General features: G+C 58.4%; 24 protein-coding genes. 8 read left to right on the top strand and 16 right to left on the bottom strand.

Annotated elements, in window-relative coordinates; genetic code table 11:
• Window positions 1–352: 352 nt before the first annotated feature.
• Entirely contained in the window at window positions 353–2416 is a 2064-nt protein-coding gene (gene treS / locus FIV39_RS32490; RefSeq protein ID WP_146371707.1) for a maltose alpha-D-glucosyltransferase, read from the top strand.
• A gap of 118 nt (window positions 2417–2534) precedes the next feature.
• On the opposite strand, the gene FIV39_RS32485 is transcribed toward treS, so the two are convergent.
• Complete coding sequence (locus FIV39_RS32485; RefSeq protein ID WP_090403763.1) at window positions 2535–2954, bottom strand: VOC family protein; 420 nt, start codon at window positions 2952–2954, stop codon at window positions 2535–2537.
• A gap of 401 nt (window positions 2955–3355) precedes the next feature.
• Here FIV39_RS32485 and gabP point away from each other — a divergent pair, with 401 nt between their 5' ends.
• Complete coding sequence (gabP, locus tag FIV39_RS32480) at window positions 3356–4765, top strand: GABA permease (protein WP_090403765.1); 1410 nt, start codon at window positions 3356–3358, stop codon at window positions 4763–4765.
• Window positions 4762–5847 (top strand): choline metabolism transcriptional regulator GbdR, encoded by a 1086-nt coding sequence (gene gbdR, locus FIV39_RS32475; RefSeq protein ID WP_090403767.1) that lies wholly within the window; start codon window positions 4762–4764, stop codon window positions 5845–5847. The genes gabP and gbdR overlap by 4 nt, the downstream gene beginning before the upstream one ends.
• Before the next feature lie 60 nt (window positions 5848–5907).
• Here the strand turns inward: gbdR and FIV39_RS32470 are convergent, their stop codons facing one another.
• The 4 genes from FIV39_RS32470 to FIV39_RS32455 form a co-directional block, all read right to left on the bottom strand.
• Window positions 5908–7416, bottom strand: a complete 1509-nt coding sequence (locus FIV39_RS32470) for an amino acid ABC transporter permease/ATP-binding protein (RefSeq protein WP_090403769.1) — start codon at window positions 7414–7416, stop codon at window positions 5908–5910.
• A 106-nt stretch (window positions 7417–7522) separates the two neighbouring features.
• A complete protein-coding gene (locus FIV39_RS32465) occupies window positions 7523–8326 on the bottom strand; it encodes an ABC transporter substrate-binding protein (protein WP_090409949.1) in 804 nt (267 codons plus the stop codon).
• A gap of 76 nt (window positions 8327–8402) precedes the next feature.
• A complete protein-coding gene (locus FIV39_RS32460; protein ID WP_090403771.1) occupies window positions 8403–9455 on the bottom strand; it encodes an isopenicillin N synthase family dioxygenase in 1053 nt (350 codons plus the stop codon).
• Window positions 9456–9468: 13 nt separating this feature from the next.
• The gene (locus FIV39_RS32455; protein WP_090403773.1) at window positions 9469–10320 is read right to left on the bottom strand and encodes a sugar phosphate isomerase/epimerase family protein; all 852 of its coding nucleotides are present in this window, start codon (window positions 10318–10320) and stop codon (window positions 9469–9471) included.
• A 331-nt stretch (window positions 10321–10651) separates the two neighbouring features.
• Between FIV39_RS32455 and FIV39_RS32450 the strand changes: the two genes are divergently transcribed.
• Window positions 10652–10849, top strand: a complete 198-nt coding sequence (locus tag FIV39_RS32450) for a hypothetical protein (RefSeq protein WP_090403776.1) — start codon at window positions 10652–10654, stop codon at window positions 10847–10849.
• Between the two features lie 53 nt (window positions 10850–10902).
• Here the strand turns inward: FIV39_RS32450 and FIV39_RS32445 are convergent, their stop codons facing one another.
• Complete coding sequence (locus FIV39_RS32445; RefSeq protein WP_090403778.1) at window positions 10903–11508, bottom strand: cysteine hydrolase; 606 nt, start codon at window positions 11506–11508, stop codon at window positions 10903–10905.
• Window positions 11509–11597: 89 nt separating this feature from the next.
• Window positions 11598–12638, bottom strand: a complete 1041-nt coding sequence (locus tag FIV39_RS32440) for a zinc-dependent alcohol dehydrogenase family protein (RefSeq protein WP_090403779.1) — start codon at window positions 12636–12638, stop codon at window positions 11598–11600.
• A gap of 143 nt (window positions 12639–12781) precedes the next feature.
• On the opposite strand from FIV39_RS32440, the gene FIV39_RS32435 reads away from it, so the two are divergent.
• Window positions 12782–13264, top strand: a complete 483-nt coding sequence (locus tag FIV39_RS32435) for an Lrp/AsnC family transcriptional regulator (RefSeq protein WP_090403781.1) — start codon at window positions 12782–12784, stop codon at window positions 13262–13264.
• Window positions 13265–13614: 350 nt separating this feature from the next.
• Here the strand turns inward: FIV39_RS32435 and FIV39_RS32430 are convergent, their stop codons facing one another.
• The 6 genes from FIV39_RS32430 to FIV39_RS32405 all read right to left on the bottom strand — a co-directional run bounded on the left by FIV39_RS32430 (window position 13615) and on the right by FIV39_RS32405 (window position 17046).
• A complete protein-coding gene (locus tag FIV39_RS32430; protein WP_090403782.1) occupies window positions 13615–14649 on the bottom strand; it encodes a site-specific integrase in 1035 nt (344 codons plus the stop codon).
• On the bottom strand, window positions 14650–14862 hold the full coding sequence (locus FIV39_RS32425; RefSeq protein WP_090403784.1) for a DUF4224 domain-containing protein: 213 nt from the start codon (window positions 14860–14862) through the stop codon (window positions 14650–14652).
• Window positions 14863–14911: 49 nt separating this feature from the next.
• Window positions 14912–15703 carry a DNA-methyltransferase gene (locus FIV39_RS32420; protein ID WP_090403787.1) on the bottom strand — a complete coding sequence of 264 codons (792 nt, stop codon included), beginning with the start codon at window positions 15701–15703 and terminating at the stop codon, window positions 14912–14914.
• 49 nt (window positions 15704–15752) lie between these two features.
• Window positions 15753–16181, bottom strand: a complete 429-nt coding sequence (locus tag FIV39_RS33680; RefSeq protein WP_244176304.1) for a hypothetical protein — start codon at window positions 16179–16181, stop codon at window positions 15753–15755.
• Window positions 16182–16510: 329 nt separating this feature from the next.
• Complete coding sequence (locus FIV39_RS32410) at window positions 16511–16612, bottom strand: DUF4406 domain-containing protein (RefSeq protein WP_244176305.1); 102 nt, start codon at window positions 16610–16612, stop codon at window positions 16511–16513.
• Window positions 16609–17046, bottom strand: coding sequence for a hypothetical protein (locus FIV39_RS32405; RefSeq protein WP_090403792.1), 438 nt, complete (start codon window positions 17044–17046; stop codon window positions 16609–16611). Before FIV39_RS32405 ends, FIV39_RS32410 begins: the two co-directional genes overlap by 4 nt.
• Window positions 17047–17139: 93 nt before the next feature.
• On the opposite strand from FIV39_RS32405, the gene FIV39_RS32400 reads away from it, so the two are divergent.
• Window positions 17140–17928 (top strand): DUF4238 domain-containing protein, encoded by a 789-nt coding sequence (locus tag FIV39_RS32400; RefSeq protein WP_090403794.1) that lies wholly within the window; start codon window positions 17140–17142, stop codon window positions 17926–17928.
• Window positions 17929–17938: 10 nt separating this feature from the next.
• On the opposite strand, the gene FIV39_RS32395 is transcribed toward FIV39_RS32400, so the two are convergent.
• Window positions 17939–18862 carry a DNA cytosine methyltransferase gene (locus FIV39_RS32395; RefSeq protein WP_090403795.1) on the bottom strand — a complete coding sequence of 308 codons (924 nt, stop codon included), beginning with the start codon at window positions 18860–18862 and terminating at the stop codon, window positions 17939–17941.
• Window positions 18863–18948: 86 nt separating this feature from the next.
• Here FIV39_RS32395 and FIV39_RS32390 point away from each other — a divergent pair, with 86 nt between their 5' ends.
• Together FIV39_RS32390 and FIV39_RS32385 are read left to right on the top strand one after the other, a co-directional pair.
• Window positions 18949–19203 carry a hypothetical protein gene (locus tag FIV39_RS32390; RefSeq protein WP_090403798.1) on the top strand — a complete coding sequence of 85 codons (255 nt, stop codon included), beginning with the start codon at window positions 18949–18951 and terminating at the stop codon, window positions 19201–19203.
• A 205-nt stretch (window positions 19204–19408) separates the two neighbouring features.
• The gene (locus FIV39_RS32385) at window positions 19409–20062 is read left to right on the top strand and encodes a Rossmann-fold NAD(P)-binding domain-containing protein (RefSeq protein ID WP_143513867.1); all 654 of its coding nucleotides are present in this window, start codon (window positions 19409–19411) and stop codon (window positions 20060–20062) included.
• Window positions 20063–20065: 3 nt separating this feature from the next.
• Here FIV39_RS32385 and FIV39_RS32380 read toward each other — a convergent pair whose 3' ends face one another.
• Both FIV39_RS32380 and FIV39_RS33675 read right to left on the bottom strand, forming a co-directional pair.
• The gene (locus tag FIV39_RS32380) at window positions 20066–20833 is read right to left on the bottom strand and encodes a phosphoadenosine phosphosulfate reductase domain-containing protein (RefSeq protein ID WP_244176306.1); all 768 of its coding nucleotides are present in this window, start codon (window positions 20831–20833) and stop codon (window positions 20066–20068) included.
• A gap of 3 nt (window positions 20834–20836) precedes the next feature.
• The gene (locus tag FIV39_RS33675) at window positions 20837–21016 is read right to left on the bottom strand and encodes a phosphoadenosine phosphosulfate reductase domain-containing protein (protein WP_244176308.1); all 180 of its coding nucleotides are present in this window, start codon (window positions 21014–21016) and stop codon (window positions 20837–20839) included.
• Window positions 21017–21186 lie beyond the last annotated feature (170 nt).

The following is a 21186-nucleotide window of genomic DNA, read 5'->3' as shown; positions in this document are numbered from 1 at the left end:
GCTGCCGAGCCCCGGCGAGGCTGCGTCGGCCGCGACTCGAGCTTGAATCGGCAGCGCGCCTGACGCAGCCTCGCTTGCGCTCGGCAGCTGCTACGGGGGTGGGCCTTGATGGGGTTGGCATTCGTAGCAGCTGCCGAGCCCCGGCGAGGCTGCGTTGGCCGCGACTCGAGCTTGAGTCGGTAGCGCGCCTGACGCAGCCTCGCTTGCGCTCGGCAGCTGCTACGGTTTTGCGCGGTGTTGGATAAGGCGTTATCTACGCCCGTTCAGGTACGCCACATTGCAATGCAACGAATGGTCCGCCGAACCCTCATATGTTCACGAGTAATGTTTAACGACGACAGGTACCGAGCTTATGACCGCGGCTGAAAACAACCATGTGAACTGGCTGGTGGAACAATCGATGCTGCACGCGGCACGCCAGCGCGCCAAGCTCTATTCGGGCCAGGGCCGGTTGTGGCAACAGCCGTATGCGCAGACCCGGCCGCGTGATGCCTCGGCCTTGTCGTCGGTGTGGTTCACCGCCTACCCGGCGTCGATTGTGACGCGCGAGGGCGGTACGGCGCTGGAAGCACTGGGGGACGAGACGCTGTGGCATGCGCTGTCGAAGATCGGCATCCAAGGCATCCATAATGGCCCACTGAAAAAATCCGGTGGCCTTACCGGCACCCAACACACGCCGACCATCGACGGCAATTTCGACCGCATCAGCTTCGAGATCGACCCGCAGTTGGGCACCGAGGCGCAGTTGCAGGCGTTGACACGCATGGCCGCAGCCCATAACGCGGTGATCATCGACGACGTGATTCCGTCCCACACCGGCAAGGGCGCGGACTTTCGCCTGGCGGAGATGGCCTACGAGGATTACCCCGGCCTTTACCACATGGTGGAGATCCGCGAGGAAGACTGGCCGTTGCTGCCCGACGTGGCCGAAGGCCGCGATGCGCAGAACCTCAGCCCGCTGCAGGTCGATGCACTGCGCGACAAGCACTACATCGTCGGCCAGTTGCAGCGGGTGATTTTCTTCGAGCCCGGCGTCAAGGAAACCGACTGGAGCACCACGCCGGTGGTCATCGGCGTGGATGGCAAACCGCGCCGCTGGGTGTACCTGCACTACTTCAAGGAAGGCCAACCGTCGCTGAACTGGCTCGACCCGACCTTCGCCGCGCAGCAGATGATCATCGGCGACGCCTTGCACGCCATCGACGTGATGGGCGCGAAAATCCTGCGCCTGGATGCCAATGGTTTCCTTGGCGTGGAACGCACCCTCGATGGCACGGCCTGGTCCGAGAGCCATCCGCTGTCGATCACCGGCAACCAACTGCTGGGCGGGGCGATTCGCAAGGCCGGTGGTTTCAGCTTCCAGGAGTTGAACCTCACGGTGGATGACATTGCGTCGATGTCCCATGGCGGCGCCGACCTGTCCTATGACTTCATCACCCGCCCGGCGTACCAGCACGCGCTGCTGATGGGCGATGCCGAATTCCTGCGCCTGATGCTGCGCGAAATGCACCGCCAGGGCATCGACCCCGGCTCGCTGATCCATGCGTTGCAGAACCACGATGAACTGACCCTGGAACTGGTGCACTTCTGGACCCTGCACGCCCACGACACCTTCCTTTACCAGGGCCAGACGTTCCCCGGCAATATCCTGCGCGAGCACATCCGCGAGCAGATGTATGAGCGCCTGGCTGGCGAACACGCACCGTATAACCTCAAGTTCGTCACCAATGGCGTGTCCTGCACCACCGCCAGCATCATCACGGCGGCGCTGGGCATTCGTGACCTGGAGGCGATCAGCGCTGCCGATATTCAGCAGATTCGCCAGATCCATTTACTGCTGGTGATGTACAACGCCATGCAGCCGGGAGTGTTTGCCTTGTCCGGCTGGGACCTGGTAGGCGCGCTGCCGCTGGCGACCGATGAGGTCGCGCACTTGATGCAGGATGGCGATACGCGCTGGATTCATCGCGGCGCCTACGACCTGGTGGACCTGAACCCGGACGCAGAGTTGTCGGCGGGCCAGATGCCGCGCTCGAAAAGCCTGTACGGCAGCCTCAACAGCCAGTTGCAGGACCCGGAGTCGTTTGCCTCGCAACTGCAAAAAATCCTCGCCGTACGCCGTGCCTACGACATCGCCGCCAGCCGCCAGATACTGGTGCCGGACGTACAGAACCCTGGCCTGTTGATCATGGTTCACGAATTGCCTGCCGGCAAAGGCACGCAAATCACAGCGCTGAACTTCGGCGCCACGCCGATTACCGAAACCTTGCACCTGCCGGACATCGCGGCGGGGATGGTGGTGGACATCATCAACGAACGGGTAGAAGGGGACCTGACGGCGGAGGGTGAGTTCACCATTACCCTGGATGCATACGAGGGCTTGGCGCTGCGGGTTATCGGCAGCACGCCGATGTAACCCCCAATCCTCCAGGCACTGAAGAACCCAATGTGGGAGGGGCGTGCACTTCACCGCGCCTCCAGGCTCGCCAGTGCGGCGTTGCTCTGTGAACAGCTGCGCCAGGACCTGACGAGTCTTATTCGAATGGCTGAACCGGGCCTTTCAACTCGATTTGATTGTCGTCAGGATCATTGAGGTAAATCGACAGCCCTGATCCCTCTGCTCCATAGCGCATGACGGCCTTTTCAGCGCGGACACCGGCATCAGCCAAGTGGCTGAGAATGGCCTGTTCGTCAAATGGCTCAACCCGCAGGCATACGTGATCGACGTTGTGCCCTTGCTTACCGGCGGGCTGTCCACCCAGGCGCCCGATCTGCCCATTCACATCAACCAGGTCAATCATGGATGCCCCTGCGCTCAGGTGAATCATGCCAAGGTCGTCACGGCGCTTTTTGACCTCACACCCCAGTACAGATGTGTAGAAAACCAGGCTGCGCTCAATGTCCTGCACCCGCAGCACCACGTGGTCTATACGTTGAATTGAAAAACTGCGCATAACGGTCCTCCTGTGGCATGGCTGACAGGGGTACCCCTCAACTGTCAACGCGTCAGATGGATAACCTCCCCGATGCACGACGACACCGCAACCGCCTGGAGGCAATCGAACGGGCCTGCCGGGCCGGATTGCAATGAGGTATTCACGCGTGGAGAGGCCTCGTTTTACTTCACGTAATGTGCACCACGAATACCGGCAGCGCTCCACTATTTCAAGTCTGGTTCGCGCTTCGTATCGAATCGGATGATGCCCCCCTTGTCGATATCAGGCGTTCGAGTGGCGTTATCAGGCTATTTCGAGGGGGCACGTGCCGCGTACTGTGACCTGTCATTAAGAAACGATGATCGCCTGACCCTCCAGTCAGTACGTCTTAACGTCGATCACAGAGAATAAAAACAACGATGAATAGCCTCAGTTCCAAGGATTCCAACGGCCAATTGGCGCAGGGCTTCAAGCCGCGTCATGTCACCATGCTCTCCATCGCAGGCATCATCGGCGCGGGGTTGTTTGTCGGGTCTGGGCACGCCATTGCGGCGGCGGGTCCGGCCGTGATGCTGGCGTATCTGTTTTCCGGCCTGTTGGTGGTGCTGGTCATGCGTATGCTGGGGGAGATGGCGGTGGCCAATCCGGACACCGGCTCATTCTCGACCTACGCTGACCAGGCCATCGGTCGCTGGGCCGGGTTTACGATCGGCTGGTTATACTGGTGGTTCTGGGTACTGGTTATTCCCATCGAAGCCCTGGCCGCCGGGCATATCCTCAACCAGTGGTTCCCGCAGGTCGACGCTTGGCTGTTTGCCTTGTTGTCGATCTTTTTGTTGGTGATCACCAACTTGTTCAGCGTCTCCAAGTACGGCGAATTCGAGTTCTGGTTTGCCATGGCCAAGGTCGTGGCGATCATCGGCTTTATCGGCCTGGGAGGCGCGGTGTTGATGGGCTGGATCCCCGAGCGGGAGGCCAGCGGCTTGAGTCGCTTGATGGAAGAGCACGGTGGTTTTGCACCTAACGGCTTGTCTGCGGTGGTCGGGGCATTCATTACCATCATGTTCAGCTTTATCGGCACGGAAGCCGTCACCATTGCGGCTGCCGAGTCCAATAACCCGGCGCAGAATATCGCCCGGGCCACGCGCTCGGTGATGTGGCGTATCGGCGTGTTCTACGTGTTGTCGATCTTTGTGGTGATTTCCGTGGTGCCCTGGAATGACCCGCTGTTGGCGTCGGTCGGCTCTTACCAGCGCGCCCTGGAGCTGATGAACATTCCCCACGCCAAGTTACTGGTGGACGTGGTGGTGTTGATCGCCGTGGCCAGTTGCATGAACTCGTCGATCTACATTGCTTCGCGCATGCTGTATTCCCTGGGCAAGCGCGGGGACGCGCCCGCGCTGATGAAAAAGACCTCGGCAGCGAGTGTGCCGAGGGCCGCCGTGGTCGCCAGCACGGTCCTCGGTGCCGGCGTGACCTTGCTCAGTTACTTCATGCCAGCCGGTCTGTTCCAGTTTCTGCTGGCCAGTTCTGGCGCCATCGCCTTGCTGGTGTACCTGGTGATCGCCGTTTCGCAACTGCGCATGCGCAAGGTCCTGCAACGCCGCAATGTCACGCTGACGTTCAAGATGTGGCTGTTTCCCTGGCTGACCTGGGTGGTCATCGTCTTCATCTGTTGCGCATTGGCGGTGATGCTGCTGACACCCGAGCATCGCTTCGAGGTGTCTTCGACGATCGTCCTGGCCTTGCTGATTTCCTTGGTCGGCGTCGTGACTGCACGACAACCCGAACACGCGCGCAAGCCGATGCCGGTCGCCTCGCAGCCATGAACGCTCGCCCGGTGACCCGCCTGGTGTTTGTGTTGCTGGACCAGTTCACCCTGATTTCACTGGCGTCTGCGGTAGAGCCGCTGCGCATGGCCAACCAGCTATCAGGCCAGGAACTTTACTCTTGGCACACTGCTAGCACCGACGGTAATCCGGTATGGGCAAGCGATGGCATGCCGATCACACCTGATTGTTCGATAGGCAGTGCGCCTGGCGCCGATATCGTGCTGGTGTGCGGCGGTACGGGCATTCAAGGCACGGTGACCGACGCGCTGATGAAGTGGTTGCGTACCCAGGCGCGTTATTCGAAGCGTCTGGGTGGTATTTGTACCGGCAGTTGGGTGTTGGCCCGGGCGGGGTTGCTCGACGGGTTTGAATGCAGCGTGCACTGGGAATGGCTGGCGGCGATGCAGGAAGCCTTTCCACGGGTGAGCCTCAGCTCCAGCGTGTTTACCCTCGACCGCGATCGCCTGACCAGCTCGGGCGGTACCGCGCCCATGGATATGATGCTGCACTTGATCGGGCGTGAGCATGGGCACGAGTTGTCGGCGGCGATTTCGGACATGTTCGTGTACGAGCGCATGCGCAATGAGCAAGACCATCAGCGCGTACCGCTCAAGCATATGCTGGGCACCCAGCAACCGAAGCTGCAGGAAATCGTCGCGCTGATGGAGGCTAACCTGGAAGAGCCGATCAACCTGGATGAATTGGCGGAGTATGTGGCCCTGTCACGTCGCCAGCTTGAGCGGATGTTCCAGAAGTACCTGCACTGTTCACCCTCGCGCTACTACCTGCGGTTGCGGCTGATCCGCGCGCGCCAGTTGCTTAAGCAAACCCCCATCTCGATCGTGGAGCTGGCTGTGCTCTGCGGGTTTGTGTCCACACCGCACTTCTCCAAATGCTACCGGGAGTACTTTGGCGTGCCGCCCAGCGACGAGCGCCTGGTGACGGCTGGAGAGCGGGCCATCGTCTTGAAACCGATGATTCGCGCCGTGACGATGCCGATGCCGATGCCGATGAATACCTTGGAGCAGGCGCGGGGAGAGTCGACGTTTGCCAGTATCCGGCTCAAAACCCGGAACTGACAGCAGAATGCGTGGGTGTGAGTATTGCGCCTTGAGTTTCAGGAGCCACTCACGCCGGGTTCAAACCCTCATGAATGCCTTGATTCTCTCGCCGCACTGATCGGCACGAATCATCCCAGGCTCCGCATCCAGCGCAACCAGGCCGTCCTCCATGAAAATCACCCGGTCGGAAATGGACAGGGCGAAGTCCATCTCGTGCGTCACGATCAGCATGGTCATGCCGTCTTTTGCCAAGTCGCTGATGACCTTGAGCACGTCGCCCACCAGTTCCGGGTCAAGGGCTGACGTCGGCTCATCAAACAGCATGATGTGGGGATCCATGGCCAATGCGCGGGCGATTGCCACACGTTGTTGCTGACCGCCAGACAACTGATGCGGGTACTTTTGCGCGTGAGCCAGCAGTCCGACCTTGTCCAGCAGGGCGTAGGCGCGCTGCTCGCTGATGAGCTTGTCGAGGCCGTGATAGCGCGGTGCGAGGGTAACGTTGTCGAGAATGGTGCGATGGGGAAACAGGTTGAAGCTCTGGAATACCATGCCGATGCGCTGTACCCCGCGGCGTACTTGTTGCGTGTTGGTGTTGTCACCGGCGTGGATATAGCTTTCGCCGAACAGAATGATCTCGCCTTGATCGATGCTTTCCAGGGCATTGACGGTACGGATCAGCGAGGTTTTTCCCGATCCCGACGGACCAATGATGGAAACCACCTGACCCACATTTACATCCAGGTTGATGCCCTTGAGCACAGCGTGCTGGCCGTAGCGCTTGTGAATGTTGACCAGTTGCAGGGCGGGTGCCGAGCCGGGCCCGGACGCTTTACCCGCGCTTGCCGCAGGGCGCACCGCCGGTGACGCGCGTAGACGCTGCACGCTGATGTCATCCAACGTTTGGGGTGTGCGGTTGTTGAGTTCCAGGTGTTGCTCCAGCCAATGAAACAGCCAGCCGAGCACGGTCACGATCAGCACGTAATACACCGCCACCGCCGACAGGGTTTCCATCACCAGGAAGTTTTGCGCGTAAAGGCGTTGGCCCACGGTCAACAGTTCGGTCAAGGAAATCACCGAGACCAGCGAGGTCAGTTTTACCACGGTGATGTATTCGTTGATCAGCGTCGGCAGGGAAATGCGGAACGCCTGTGGGATCACGATCAGACGCTGCAAACCGAGCAGGCCGATGCCCAGCGCGCGGCCGGCTTCTTTCTGTCCTTTGGCCACCGATATCAGGCCGCCACGGTGGATTTCCGCCATGTAGGCCGCTTCGGTGACCACCAATGCCAAGAGGCCGGAATAGAACGGGTTGGAGAGTACCCCACGAGTGACCGGGAACATCTGCGGCAGGTTATAGACGAACACCACCAATACCAGCAGCGGCACGCTGCGAAAGAACCAGATATAAATTGACGCCGGCACGCTGATCCACCGCGCCGCCGAAAGCTTGGCCGAAGCCAGCAGGAAGCCCAGCAGCATGCCGATGAACCAGGCCAGCGTGCTGAGCTCCACCACCGTAATGCAGGCTTTCCAGAAGTCCGCGACCGAAAACAGAGAAAAAAAGTAAGGCCATTCAAATTGCATGTGTATCTCCAACTGCTGGCGTCGACACAGGCTTCACCTAGGCCGGGCAGTCAAGCGAAAGCCGCCGACTGTGGAAGCGACTTCGCTCCCACAGGGCTGCACTGAGTCAGTTAGTCGGTTCTTCCAGGTTGTATTTCTTCAACAGGGCGGCGTATTCACCTGATGCTTTGCTCGCATCAAAGGCCTTGAGCAATGCCTGATAGAGCGTGTCGTTGCCTTTCTTGACGTAAATACCCAGCGTCTGCTGATAGATCGAGTGCTCGGTGCTCACCACGACGCGGCCCTTGGTACGTTCTGCGATCATGCCGGCGGCGCCGTCGATCTCCACCTGAGCCTGCACGTTGCCGGAGAGCAGCGCCTGGGTTACTTCCGGTGCGGACGGGAACTCGCTGACCATAATCGCGCCCTTGTTATTCGGGGTGCAGTAGTCCGTCGAGAGCGTGTTGAATTGCGTCACCCACGTGGTGCCTTTTTCCAGGCCGACTTTCAGGCCGCAGAGATCTTCCGGTACTTTCGGTTTCAGCGGGCTGTCTTTAAGCACCATGATCGCTGCGCCGGTCTTGGCGTACGGGATGGTTTGCGCTTGCGTTTGCCGTTGGGGAGTGATGTACATGCCGGAGATGATCGCGTCGTAGTGACCGGCGTTCAGGCTGAGGATCAGGTTGGAAAACTTGGTGTCAACGAAGTCGGCCTTGAGGTCCAGGTGCTTGGCGAGCAGGCGCGCCAGCTCGGGGTCGGAACCGACGACGTTTTTATGTTCGTCGTATGACTCGAAGGGCGGATAGGTGATTTCCATGCCGACCTTGAGTACGCCGGGTGTCACCGTCGTTGCGGCATGGGCGCCGGTCGCACCAAGGAGTGCGACGGCCAGCAGGGTCAAGCGGACAGCATTATTGATTGGATTGCGCATCATCGATGACTCCACGTCGGTAAAGTAGGGCTGGGCGGGTGGTTAAACAGGGGGTGGGACCAGGCTGAGGGTTGCATCAGGACGCGTCCTGCGCCTGGCTCTTCAAGTGACCGAAGCTCGATGGCTTGCGCGCTTTCTCGTAAAGCTTGAGTTCGCCCCGTTCGACTTTGCGGCGCAGGTACTGATAGGTCTGCAACGCTTGGCCGAACATGTGCTCACCGATGGTGATTTCCTCGTAATCCTTAGCGCCTTCAAGAAACTGCGGCAGTGGTTTGATCTGCGTATGGAAGTCGCACGCGTAGAAGAGTGGGAAGGAGTAGCGCTCTTCGCTGACGGTTCGCACTCGGTGAGCCGTAGCGACGAACGTACCTGCGGTCATGACCTCCAGCATGTCGCCGATGTTGACCACAAAGGCTCCGTCCACGGGCGGCGCATCAATCCATTGCCCCTGATCGTTCATCACCTCGAGGCCTGGCTTGTCGGCAAGCAAAATGGTGAAGCACTCGTAGTCGGTATGCGCACCAATGCCTGGCGCGTCTTGAGCGGCCAGGTCAAATGGGTAGTGAATCAGGCGCAGTTTCGACGGTGGGCGGGTAACCAGTGCCTCGAAATAGTCCTCTTCCAGGCCCAATGCGAGCGCGAAGCCCTTGAACAGGCGGCGACCCAGCGCAAACACAGCGGCGTAGTAGGCTTCGACGGCGGGGCGGAAACCCGGCAGGTCTGGCCATTCATTGGCGCCGATCAATGGGGTCCCGGCCTTGACCAGCGGATCGTCTTCGCCCACTTCAAAACCGACATCGAAGGCTTCCTTGTGATCGGGCTTGCCTTTGGCATAGACCTCTTCGCCTTCAGGCACAAAGCCCTTGTGGCTGCGGGAGGTGCCGATGTAATGCTGCATCTTGTATTCAAGGGATTGCGCAAACAGGTCCTTCGCCGCGTGACGCAAGCCGTCGATCAGCGACGACTCGATGCCGTGGTTCTGGATGTACAAAAAACCGACGGCGCGGGCGGCGTTACCGAGTTCTTCGGCCACTGCCTGGCGCTGGGTGATGTCGTCGCTGTACAGCCCGGCGATATCCACCAGCGGAATGCGATTGAAGTTGGCGGCCTTTGGCGTTTTGTCAGGCATGAGGTAACGCTCCTTATCGAGTTGAGGCACCGCTGAAGCGCCGAAAATGCTCGCGCTCGGTGTTGGCCATCCACACGTTCAACGACCACAGGTCGGCCACCGGCACATTGGTGAAGGGCAGGTGATGCAGATAACCGTCGGCACCGAACTCCGGGGTCAGCGTGCTGACCTGATAGCCGCGATTTTCCTGGGATCGCCAGATGGCCTCCCAATGTTGCTGATGGAAGGCAAGCGCTTGGGTGTACTCGGGGGCGGCGGGGTGGGGAACCTGGGGCCCTTGGTCATAACCGACCCGGGCTTGAATGTGGTGAACGCGTTCGACGAAGGCGCTGAGGTCGTCTTGCGGATCGTTGAGCAGGCGCTCGCAGGTGACGACCCAATGACTGATGTCACTGGTGAAGCGCAGGTCCGGCAGTTGACGAATCAGCTCGAGGGTGACCCAGGGGTTGAACAACGAGCGCGCACGATGGGTTTCAAAGGCGCACACCTGGCCGTGCTTGCGCGCGACGTCCATCGCGCGGCCAAAGAAGTCGACTTGCTGTGCCAGTGGCCAGCGGTCGTTGCCAGCCAGCAGGTTGACGAAGCGCGGCGACAACTCAGCCGCCCAGGCGAGTTTTTTATCGAGGTCCAGAAGGTGTTCGTCAACGGTCGCCGATTGTTCCGGCAGAACATCGTAGGCGCTGAAGACCGTACTGATATAGCTGACATGGTTGGCGCGTAGAAAGGCTGCGAACTCGGCGCGTTCGCTGGCGGTCATGGGCAGGCGAGCTTCCATGCCATCGAACCCGGCTTCAAGCAGTTCTTCGAGCGCTTGTGCCTTGGTCGCGGTGTAGCCCCACAACGTTCGGAATATTTCCAACTTCATCGATCTGCTCCAAAGGTGCCTTCGCATGATTGACACGGCGGCGTTGCGGCGCTAACCGAAACGCACAAAAACGGCAGTGACAATCAGAAAAAGCAATCTTCGGGCCGCATCTCTGTGGAAAGGCTCCTTTGTTGCCGCCAATAGTAGGGAGGGGCGGCTGGCGGAAAGAATAGGGAAGTGCAAATAGATAGTTCAGAGATTTCTAAACTATTGAGGGCGGCGGGGTACGCTGGGCACGCGCGTCCATTCGTCTGTCGCCCGGCACTCTGGGCGCCTTGGCGTTTCTCAATTTTAAGCGCGGATACCCCGAGCCTAAGAACGGAGAGCCAGCATGGAAATCAATGAAAATGCCCCGGGCAACCTTTCACAGCAGGCGGTAACGCGCGGCACGGACAACGAGACAGGGCACGACCCCAGGCGTGATGAGGATAAGATCCCGCTGCCGTCGGACGACGACGCCCCCCTTGAAGAGGATATGTCTGACGTGGACGCTGCCGATTCAGTGGCGAGCGAACACCCCGATAACTGACGTGTGCTAGATCTGAGAGGCAGGCGGCTGTAGAGCCGCCTCCTGCTCGATGGCTACTGGGCGTTCAGCCCGTCAAGAAACACTGTGTGTTGCAACGTCCTGGAAAACATCGGCAGCGTGAAGCGTTCGGCGGCCTGTTGTTGTTCGTCCGTGAAGGTCGCGGTGCAATCGATCAGGGTCACCACGTTATAGCCCTTCTCATAACCCGATCGAACCGTGCCTTCGACACAGCAATTGGTCAAGAAACCCGCCACCGCCAGGGTCTGGATGCCATTGTTGCGCAGCACCAGGTCCAGGCCCGTGGTGGCAAAACCGTCGAGCCCACGCTTGCCCTCCACGAGGATGTCGCCGGCTTCCCGGGTAATCGCCTCGCTGATCTCGGCGCCCCAACTGCCCGTGCGGAAAGCGCTGCCGTCGGCAACGCCCTTGAGAATCCCATAGTCGCGGGTGGTCAGCTCCGGATAGCCCTCGGCGAACTGGATCGGCAGGTGGATGATCTTCACCCCGAGCCTGCGCGCCTGCTCAACCGTGGTGGCGGTGTTCGCGAGCATATTGGAGGTGTGCATGACGTCCTTGACGGCATCATGGAACACGCCGCCTTGGGTGGTGAAGTCGTTCTGGTATTCGATCAGGACCAGGGCCGTGCTGTGCGGGTTCATGGTGAGTCTCCGTTACGTGGCGATAAGCGTCTTAGCATAGTCCGCCTTAAGTGAGCGCTCCTCATCGCGACTCAGGATGGCGTCATGCGTTAAAACTCGGTTATGACGGTGACACCTGCCGTTTCAAACCGGTCCATATTTGTCAACGCATCGATGGACTGCTCCAGGCTGATGGTTTTACCCACGAGTTTTTCCGGCGCCAGCTTGCCTGAGGTGATCATCTCGATCATGGCGCCGTAGCGATGCGCTTGCATCCCGTGGCTGCCGTAGATCTCCAGTTCGTGGGCGATGACCTTGCCCATGGGGATGGCCGGCGTGGCGTGATCAGCGAGCATCAGCCCCACCTGGACGTGCTTGCCGCGACGGCGCAGATTGTTGATGGAGTTGAAACACGTGGTTGGGTGGCCCAATGCGTCCAGCGATACGTGGGCACCGCCTTGGGTGATTTCCAGCACGGCTTCGGTGACGTCCGCGACGCACTGGGCATTAATGGTGGCGACAGCGCCGAGCGCGCGTGCCAGGTCGAGTTTTTCCTGGGATATATCGATGGCGATCACGTTCGCGCCAATGGCTTGGGCGATCATCACGGCAGACAGGCCTACGCCTCCGCAGCCGTGAACCGCTACCCACTGACCGGCGCTGACTTTGCCTTGGTCAACGACTGCACGGAACGAGGTGGCGAAGCGACAACCCAGGCTGGCAGCGGTAGCGAAGTCCATGCTCTCGGGCAGCGCGACCAGGTTCAGATCCGCCTGGTGGATACCGACGTATTCGGCAAAAGAACCCCAATGGGTGAAGCCTGGCTGGAACTGCGTGTGGCAGACCTGCTGATTGCCGCTGTTGCACTGCGCACAAGCACCACAGCCGCCCACGAACGGTACGGTCACACGGTCGCCGACCTTCCACCGCGTGACGTCGTTGCCCACCTCGGCCACGATGCCCGCCAGCTCATGGCCCGGTACATGCGGCAGTTCAATGTCGGGGTCATGACCTTTCCAGCCATGCCAGTCGCTGCGGCACACCCCGGTGCCAAGCACCTGGATCACCACACCATGACGTTCCGGAGACGGATCTGCCACGTTCATCAGGCGCGGCGGCTTGGAAAAGGCTTCGTAGACGACTGCTTTCATGCAAATTACCTTTGGTTGGAGGGGCGATCCAGGCATTGCCATTATGAATGAACGCCGTGAAATTACCCTTCAAGTTGCAATTGACTGAACGCAAGAGCTGAAATTAACCTTCATTTTTAAGCCGGCATGTGAGGAGTTATTTCATGATTGAGCAGCTCGATAAGGCGGACATTGCAATATCGGAACGTCTGCAGCGCGACGGCAAGCTGTCGAATGTCAAGCTGGCCGAGCAGCTGTCCCTCAGCGAAGCGTCCTGTTGGCGCAAGCAAAGACGGCTGGAAGAGTGCGGGGTTATCGAGGGGTACCAAGCCATTCTCAATCGAAAGAAACTCGGGCTTGGCCTGAAGGCCTTTGTTCAGATCTCTTGCACTGATCACAGTGAACAAGCCACGGCAACGTTTGAAAAGATTATTCAGGCGGCGCCACAGGTCCTGAGTTGCCATAACACAACGGGCGAGGCGGACTTTCTACTTGAGGTGGTGGCACGGGACTTGGACAGCTATAGCCGCTTTGTCGAAAAAGTGCTGAGGACGCTCCCTGGCGTTTCAAGTATTCGCTCGAACCTCTCCCTGCGAGAGATGAAGACCACTAATCGACTGCCCGTCAGCGAACTCTTGAGTATCTGAAGGCTGTGAGGCCGGGCGCGAAGGCCCTGGTCCTGTCTTCCAGGTCCGACTCAGGCGTTCATGCAACAGCTTTTGTAGCCTGGCTTCAGGTCGGCAGAACGCCGGAGAAATGAAATTGCGGAGCAAAAAGATAAGGGCCTGCATGAAGTTCATCATGCAAGCCCTTGATATATATGGTGCCCGAACCCGGAATCGAACCGGGACGCCCTTACGAGCGGGGGATTTTAAGTCCGCAATTTATTCGTTTAAATACAACAGGTTAGCGTCTATTCTGCACCGCTATGGGTAGTTTTTACCTCGCTTGCAGCCCTTTGTTTTCAAGGGGGGGTAAAACTATTGCGGTGCAAAATTTACTTGGTCGGCGTGACCTTTTTGCCGATCCTCTTACGGATGTAGTTCTCTGTCATGACGACAGTTGTGTGCCCAAGTTGGTCGCGAGCCTGCAGGATGTCACCGCTGGATTCTGCTTTGTCTGTGCCGGCTTTGGCACGCAGATCGCGCATCTGAAAGTCGCCTTTCTCAACACCGGCCGCCTCACGGGCCGCGTCAAACCTCCCTCGCAACATGCTGCTGGTCATTGGCTGCCCGTTATCCATAACGATTAGCCTGCTGGTGCGGATCTTGTGCCCATCCTTCCTGGCCATGATTCGATCAATCACCACCCTCAGCTCCCCGGTTATCTCAATTCTTCTTTTTGCATTCGTCTTGCCTTGTTTCACGGCCAGCCTATTGTCGCGGATATCTCGCTCATCCATTTTCAGGGTGTCCGCGATGCGCTGGCCGGTCAGATAGAACAGATCAAGTGCATCCCGCAGCGGCTGCTCGGCGTGCTGGTACACCAGGGCGAACATCTCGTCCTCGATGTATTGATCTCGTCCAGATTCCTTGTGACCCTTAACGCCGGCGCACGGATTGGCCAAGGCTGTATAGCCGCTGCTGCGGGCAAAGTTCCAGATGGCGCTGAGCAACGCCTTTTCCCGGTTAGCACGCACTGGCGCCGTCTTTCCACGTTGGCGCAGGTACTGCACGACGTGTTGCGGCTCGATCGCTTCCAGTGGTGCCGGCGGATCGTCGAAGAACTTCAACAGTTGCTTCAGCTCTCTGGCGTTATCCTTCTGCGTGGCCAATCCTTTGGTGGGCACCACCTCGAGCATGTAGATGTTCGCAACGTAGGCAAAGGTGAGTACGTCTTGTACCAAGGCCGAGGACGCGCGGCTCTTCTCGAGCTTCGCGTACTCCACGATAGCCATTCCGTAATCGCTGCCCAGGGCGATCTCTTTTCTGGGCGTGCCTCCGAGGTCGTAGTAGTAATAGATTGTCCCGCTGCGCTGCTTGCGCTTCCTGAGGCGCGTGACGCTATCAGGGTTTGTTGGCTTCCTTCCCATTTAACTCACCAGGCGTGGCTGCCATTTTGGTTTTTCTGCTGATGCAGCGACCGGTTCGCCGGTAAGGGCGTTGGCGATGACGCAAGGCCAACCGCTGCGCTTGATGGTGTGGCGAATACCGTTTCTTTTGAGTACTTGCACCTGGCCTGCTTTAGTTCTTGCACCGGTAAGGGTGCACACCTCTTCGTGCGACAGGAAATGAATGCTGTCCATAGGAATACCTCGCCCGCCGCTCACCGGCAGGCATGTAGGGGGATTGGGGTTAGGCTGTTGCGAACAGATCGATTTGCGGTGCCGGTGCGTCGCGCTCGGTAATCGCGTCGGTGATTCGTTGATGAGCGATATCGAAATAGCCGAGGCGATTGCCGTCTTCGTCGAGGTCTCGCTCTATGCCGATGAACTGCCGGCCCAGCTGCATGCAGGCCACTCCGGTGGTACCGCTGCCCATGCTGTTGTCCAGCACTACCTGGCCAGGCCGGGTGTAGCTGCTGATCAGGAACGACATCCAGGCCACAGGCTTCTGCGTCGGGTGAAAGCTGCCGGTTTGCTTGTCGCTGGAGAAGAACTGCACCGAGCGCGGGTACCGCTCCGTCGAGTCGTACTCGGTCAGGGCCAAGGCTTTGCCGTAGCACTCCGAGTTGACCGTCTTACGCTTCGCCGTTTTGCGTTCATGCCCGCTGGACATCTGCGGGTTGTACGCCGGCTGCTTGCGGTAGAAAACCTGGGCGCTTTCGTGAGCCCGCAGCGGTTGCTTCTTGGCGTTTAGGAACCCTGTGGCGTTACCTTTCTCCCAGATCCATTCGTACTTGTAGAGCTTGGGGTTGCTCGCTACCAGCATCGAGGCGAACGGCTGGGCCGCGCACAGCACGATCGCAGCCTCTGGCTTGGCGATCCGCAAGTACTCACTCCAGAGCGGCTCGAGCGGGATGATGGTGTCCCAGGCACACTGGGTTGAACCGTAGGGCAGGTCGGCCAGCACCATGTCGACGCTGGCGTCTGGCAATTGCTTCATGACCTCCAGGCAGTCGCCGAGATAGAGCTGGTATTCGTTCATGGCCTTGGCCCCTTGTAGATGAAGACGTAGGCGAACCAGAGGGCGGCGATCATGGCGCAACCTCCCGGCGCGCCCACTGAACATAGGGGCCGTCATCCGTATCGAAGATCCCCATCAGGAACCACTCAGGGCCTGGCGATTCGGGATTCCAGGCGGTGCACGCGGCATCCTCGTCAGGTAGATCCTCAAGCTCGTCGCCAGAGTGCCAGCCTTTCAGTTCCAGGCCCTGTTCCTTGACCCAGGCAATGTAGGGCGCCGGGTCTTCGCCTTCGCCAAAGCTCGGAATGTTAGGGTGATACCACCAGCCGCCTGCATCGCGCTTCACATCGACCGGCCCAAACGGCTTGCTGCCGCTGTGCGCCTCACAGGGAGTGACGTAAACTACGTCGGAGTAGTGCCCGCCACCAGAGCTGAATTCCATCTTGCAGCCGCACTTGGCGGGCTCACTGTTGACGAACGTAATCTTTTGTTCGGGCATGACTTCGTCCTTGCCGCTATAGCGGCTGACTTTGAAGGGGGAGGGGTTACTGTCAGGTAGCGCTTCGGACGCGCTATGATTCGGTTTTCAACGAAGCGAGGAACACGGATGTCTAGCTCGTCTCAGGCCTTCGGGTTTATTTTTCTTGCGTGTGGTGCAAGCCTTCTTCATCTATGGCTTATCTGCAGGGTTATGGTTAGCAGCATCGGCGGATTGAAGAGAGCCCTGTTACTGGCGGTACTTTTACTTGCTCCGATATCTGCTCTTACGGCCGGGCACGGCTGGTATGGAAAGCTCATCTTTCCAGAAGATATCGAGATCAGCTCGGACTAGGGGCTGCCCGCGCGCATGCAGATGGTCATGGCGTGGAAGGCGGCGAAGTTGAGGTCGGGCAGGCCGGTCATAGGGCCGCTCAGGTAGATGCGCATCATGCTGCCTCCTTTTGCTCTTCCGGCTTGCGGATCAAGCCCAGGCGCACGCCTTCATCGCGAACAATCAAGATATCGTCGCCATAGCCCCATGGATTCTCGAAGCCGTTATCCATCAGCGGCTGGAAATACCCGTAGCGCATCATCTTCCCGCTGAGCACGAACGAACCGATAGATCCGACCAGGCTCTTCAGCGTGCCGCCGTGCGAGAAGCCGTCCCACGGGCCTTCCCTCGTAACGTTGATGCGGGCCCCGGTGTAGTCATCGAACAGCCAGACGATATTGCGGCGGCCATTGAGAGCGAGGTATGCATCGTGCCCGGCGCCCTTGTTACGAAAGAAGCCCCGGCCGCAGTTGGCTATCACCCTGAGGAATTCATTTGCAGCGATGATCCGGTCCAGGCGCAGCTGGCCGATGGTTTTGTTTTCTGTAGGCATGGTGAGTCCTTGCCGGGCCATGCCCGGGCGGTGGTGGATTTTTATGGATCAGCTAAAGTGTGGCGATAGGCCAGATCAGTCGCAGGGGGAGATATGGGATTTGAAGCGCCGCAGAAGGGGAATCCGCACAAGTTGACGATCAAGCAACATGTCTTCCCGAGGAAAAGCATTGATAGATTTTCAGACGAAAGCGGTTTGGTTCAGCTGTTTAGAACGGATGGTTCGAAGGTAATCAGTGCAAACTCTACGAACAACTTGTTCTGCGCTAAGCGCGCATGGGACCAAAGTACTGAATCGGGTATTGGTAAACACATAGAGGATCGTTTTCAGGCTCTGGTTGAATCCATCCTGGCTGGCTCTACTGAGGTCATAGGATATTTTGAAAAAACTGTAGTTGAAGACTTCTTTTCGCTTTGGAGAGCTAGGCAGAAGTTCAGGGCTGAAGGTCTTGACGACTTGAAGTTAGAAGGTAGGGTGGGAGATTCTCTGACCAAGGATGAGCAGGAGATTCTAGAGAGACAGCACGTTATGTTCTGTAGAGACGGCGTCATGCCAGGGAGATTTGCTGCTCGTATTCATGTTTTCGGTTACATGAATACCTTCCGCCAGGACAACCGGCACATGCAGTGGGGTATTGTCAGAGCGGGAGAGGGGGAGTTCATTGTTCCCGATTGTTTTCAGGACATGATGATTGTTCCAGTTTCGCCTAAATTGATGATTGTCGCCGACCAACCGAATTCAACCCTCACCCGCAGCGAAGTCGCAGTTATCAATCAGACCGCAATCGATCGATCTACTGACTATTACTTTGCAAGAAGCTTATCGGCATGCCCCGTTTACCGAGATAGCCCACCTAGACTTCAACGGATCTTTGCTAACTGAGGATATAGGTTCAGGCAGATGCTATAAGCGCCTCGATTATTCGTTGTCCGGCCAGCGGCGGCACTGCGTTTCCAGTCATGTGCATGGTCAGCCGGTGGCTGTCCGGCCTCTGCGTGTCTCTTGGGAAGGACTGCGCGGCCATAGCCTCGTCGGCGCTGATCATGCGCATCCGGTCACCGTCGACCACGGCCCAGCGATCCAGTGTGGTGATGGTGCCGATCGGGCGATCCAGGCTGCGGCCGGTGAGCCCAGACCCTGATCCGTAGTACGGCATGACGAAACGATCACCGAAACGCTCGCGTCCATTCTTCACACGGGTCAGTGTCGACGCGGCACGGCCTGGCTTTTTAATCGGCGACCACTTGCCGGAGTCGAAGTCGATAATCTCGCGGGCGGGCACGTGCTGGTAGCGTGGCAGCTGCAGGTTCAATGGCGCCTTGCTGCGCGAACAGACCATGAAGAGGCGCACCCGGTGCTGAGGCACGCCGAGGTCGGCGCAGTCCACGATATGCGGCGCCAAAGAGTAGCCCAGGCGCTGCATCGCATCTGCCCATGCCGGGTATAGGATCCAGTCCATGAACTCCGGCACGTTCTCGATAACGGCGAAGTCCGGGCGGTTCACCTCGGCGTTTGCCACCGGGGCCCAGGCCGTCGAGCGCGAGTTGTCATGCTGCGGGTTGCCTGCGGCCTTGCCGCGAGCCTTTGCGTGACCCTGGCAGCAAGGAGAGGCCAGCATCACATCGTGTTTCGGGACCTGTGACCAATCCGCCTGGTGCAAGTCCTGGCAAACGTGTTGCGTATCTGGGTTGTTCTTGGTGTGCCACTCCACGGCGGCGGGCCAGTGGTTGGCTGCCCAGAGGACGTTGAGGCCGGCGTCTTTCCCGCCGCGGGTCCATCCGCCGAAACCAGAAAACAAGTCAATTGCAGTGAGCATGGGGAGTCCTTGCCGGGCCATGCCCGGGGTGTGGAGTTTGAGAGGGGATCAGCTACAGTTCAGCAATCAGCCGAACGGAGGTGGTGATGGACAACTACGTGTGCGTGATCTGTGGCGGCAAAGGTAAGGAGATGAATACCGCTGGTGAGTTCAGAGATGTTGAGTGTCCCGAATGCGGGAAGTACCTGATGTCGAGAACTGTACTTAAACAAATGCAGGTCCTGAAAAAACGCTTAAACATACCTGCCACAAGGGCGTGCATAAATGGGTTCATCGCAGCTGGTAAGCCTGCCGTGATTTCTGTAGCCGAGGTGGCGGTCTACCAGCTCTTCGCAACCTAACCCGACATGGGGCACGCTTTGTTCACGGCTACGATGCCGCTGCATAAGCTCCCGTAAGTAAGGTACGGGGTGCGCTGGGCGCGGGCGATTAGCCAGGCGGCAACAGCCGGGCGCGCGAGCAGCTTGGCGACGAGGCGCCAAAATAGGTTAGGCATAGGTACACCTCTAGACTTATAGTTCGTTTTCTACTGGGGGGAAGGCTTCGATGTCGATGTGTTTCGCAATTACGGATGCAGATTGGGCGCTTACCAAAGATGCGTTCAGTATACTTGGCACGATTATTTCAGCGGTAGGTGTGGTTCTAGCTGCACGTATAGGTTTTTTGGGCCTTGCGACATGGCGCAAACAGAACAGAGGAACATCAGATCATGAGTTGTCACGACGCGTACTTATAGATCTCTATAGATTGCGCGATCGTATTAGGCAGATTCGAAACCCTGCGATGCTTATCACTGAAAATTTATATGAGAGCGATGGATCAAAAAAGGCGAACTTTGAGCAGATAAATTTTAAATATACTGCTGAATTTTATCAGATCCAGTTTTCTGTAATAGATGAAGTTCGTTCTAGGCTTGAAACATCAATATTGGAAAGTGAAGCAGTCTGGGGTTATGAACTTAAGCGGCTGGTCAAACCAATACTAAATCTCCAGCATGAAATTTTTACGAAAGTCATTTCGTATTTGGGATCTGTCAATCCGAATGAAACTGAAGATCGGGTTCGATCCCATCGGAACGTCCTTTCATCTGGTCGCAATAGCTTGTATGAGTCGCACATAGATGGTGAGGACGAGTTTAATATCGAGATGAACGCTGCTCTCTCTAATATTGAAGATTATCTTCGGCCTATGCTCATATAATCTTTATTCGCAAAGACCGTAGGCTGAAGAGCAGCTGTTCTGGCTGTCGGTGCGGGCGATCAGGTCGACCATGTCGAACCGGCGGCCGCCGCGCGCGGTGTTGCTCCAGTCGACGATCCTGTCAATTCCGTGCGTGACGGCGCTCACCCTGTCATCTGACCGGACGGTGGGGTCGGTGACGGTGGCGAAGAACGTTGCCGCTCCGCGCTTGCTGGCGATGCTCACCAGTCGCTCCCACTCGCGCACCCGGTCAACTTCCTCTGGCCACCTGGCCGCGATCTGCCGGAGCTCGTCTTTCGCGCACATGATGCAGGGCATACAGCCAACGCGATTGCAGCCTTGCAAGTACAGCGGGTTCGGCTTGATGCCGGCGGCCCGGTGAGCCTCGAATACCGAATCAACCGTCCATTTCAAAATTGGTCGGTAGTTGAATAGGCCGCCTCCAACCTCATCGCACTCTGGCAGGTACTTGCGGGCCGGCGACTCATTAGCCCGAACTCCTTGCCAGGACAGCAGCATGTTCTCGCCGTCCATGAGCGGCAGGTAGACCTGCTCGATGATTGGGTTCCGCTTGAGCTCGTCGGTGCAGAAGCGGGCTTTGGTGCTGGGGAATCGGCCTTTCCACAGGCACAAGTCCAAAAACGGGTTCCCGGTAGGGTGCAGAACTTCCAGAGCGCCCAGCACCACGGATTCCGGTACACCCTTTTCGCGCCATTTCGTTTCGATGAATTTGCGCTTGCCGGCGATCTGCCTGGAGAAGTCTGCCTTCACCCATCAGATGGGAACGCCGGTGGCTTCAGCTAGGTAGTGGATGTAGTCGTACGTCTCTGGATGCTCATGCCCGGTGTCAGCCACTACAGCGCTGAGGTTCGGCACCTCCAGCTCGCGGGCGACCAGCAGCGTAGCGGTGCTGTCTTTACCGCCGCTCATGCTGACGATGTTGTGAGTAGGCATAGGGGATCCTCGCCGGCTGGCGTGATTCGTTGAAGTGGGTGATATGTAGTGGTCTAATGAAACCGGACACCCATTTAGGCGAGAATGCTCGCCAGAACGAGGTGTCAGATGACCAAACAACGCCGTACCTTTTCCCCTGAATTCAAACGCGAGGCTGCCGACCTCGTTCT

This window comes from Pseudomonas grimontii (genome assembly GCF_007858185.1).
Classification (GTDB): domain Bacteria; phylum Pseudomonadota; class Gammaproteobacteria; order Pseudomonadales; family Pseudomonadaceae; genus Aquipseudomonas; species Aquipseudomonas grimontii.
Note: the sequence above shows the minus strand (reverse complement) of the source record. Positions and strands in the feature narration are given on the sequence as shown.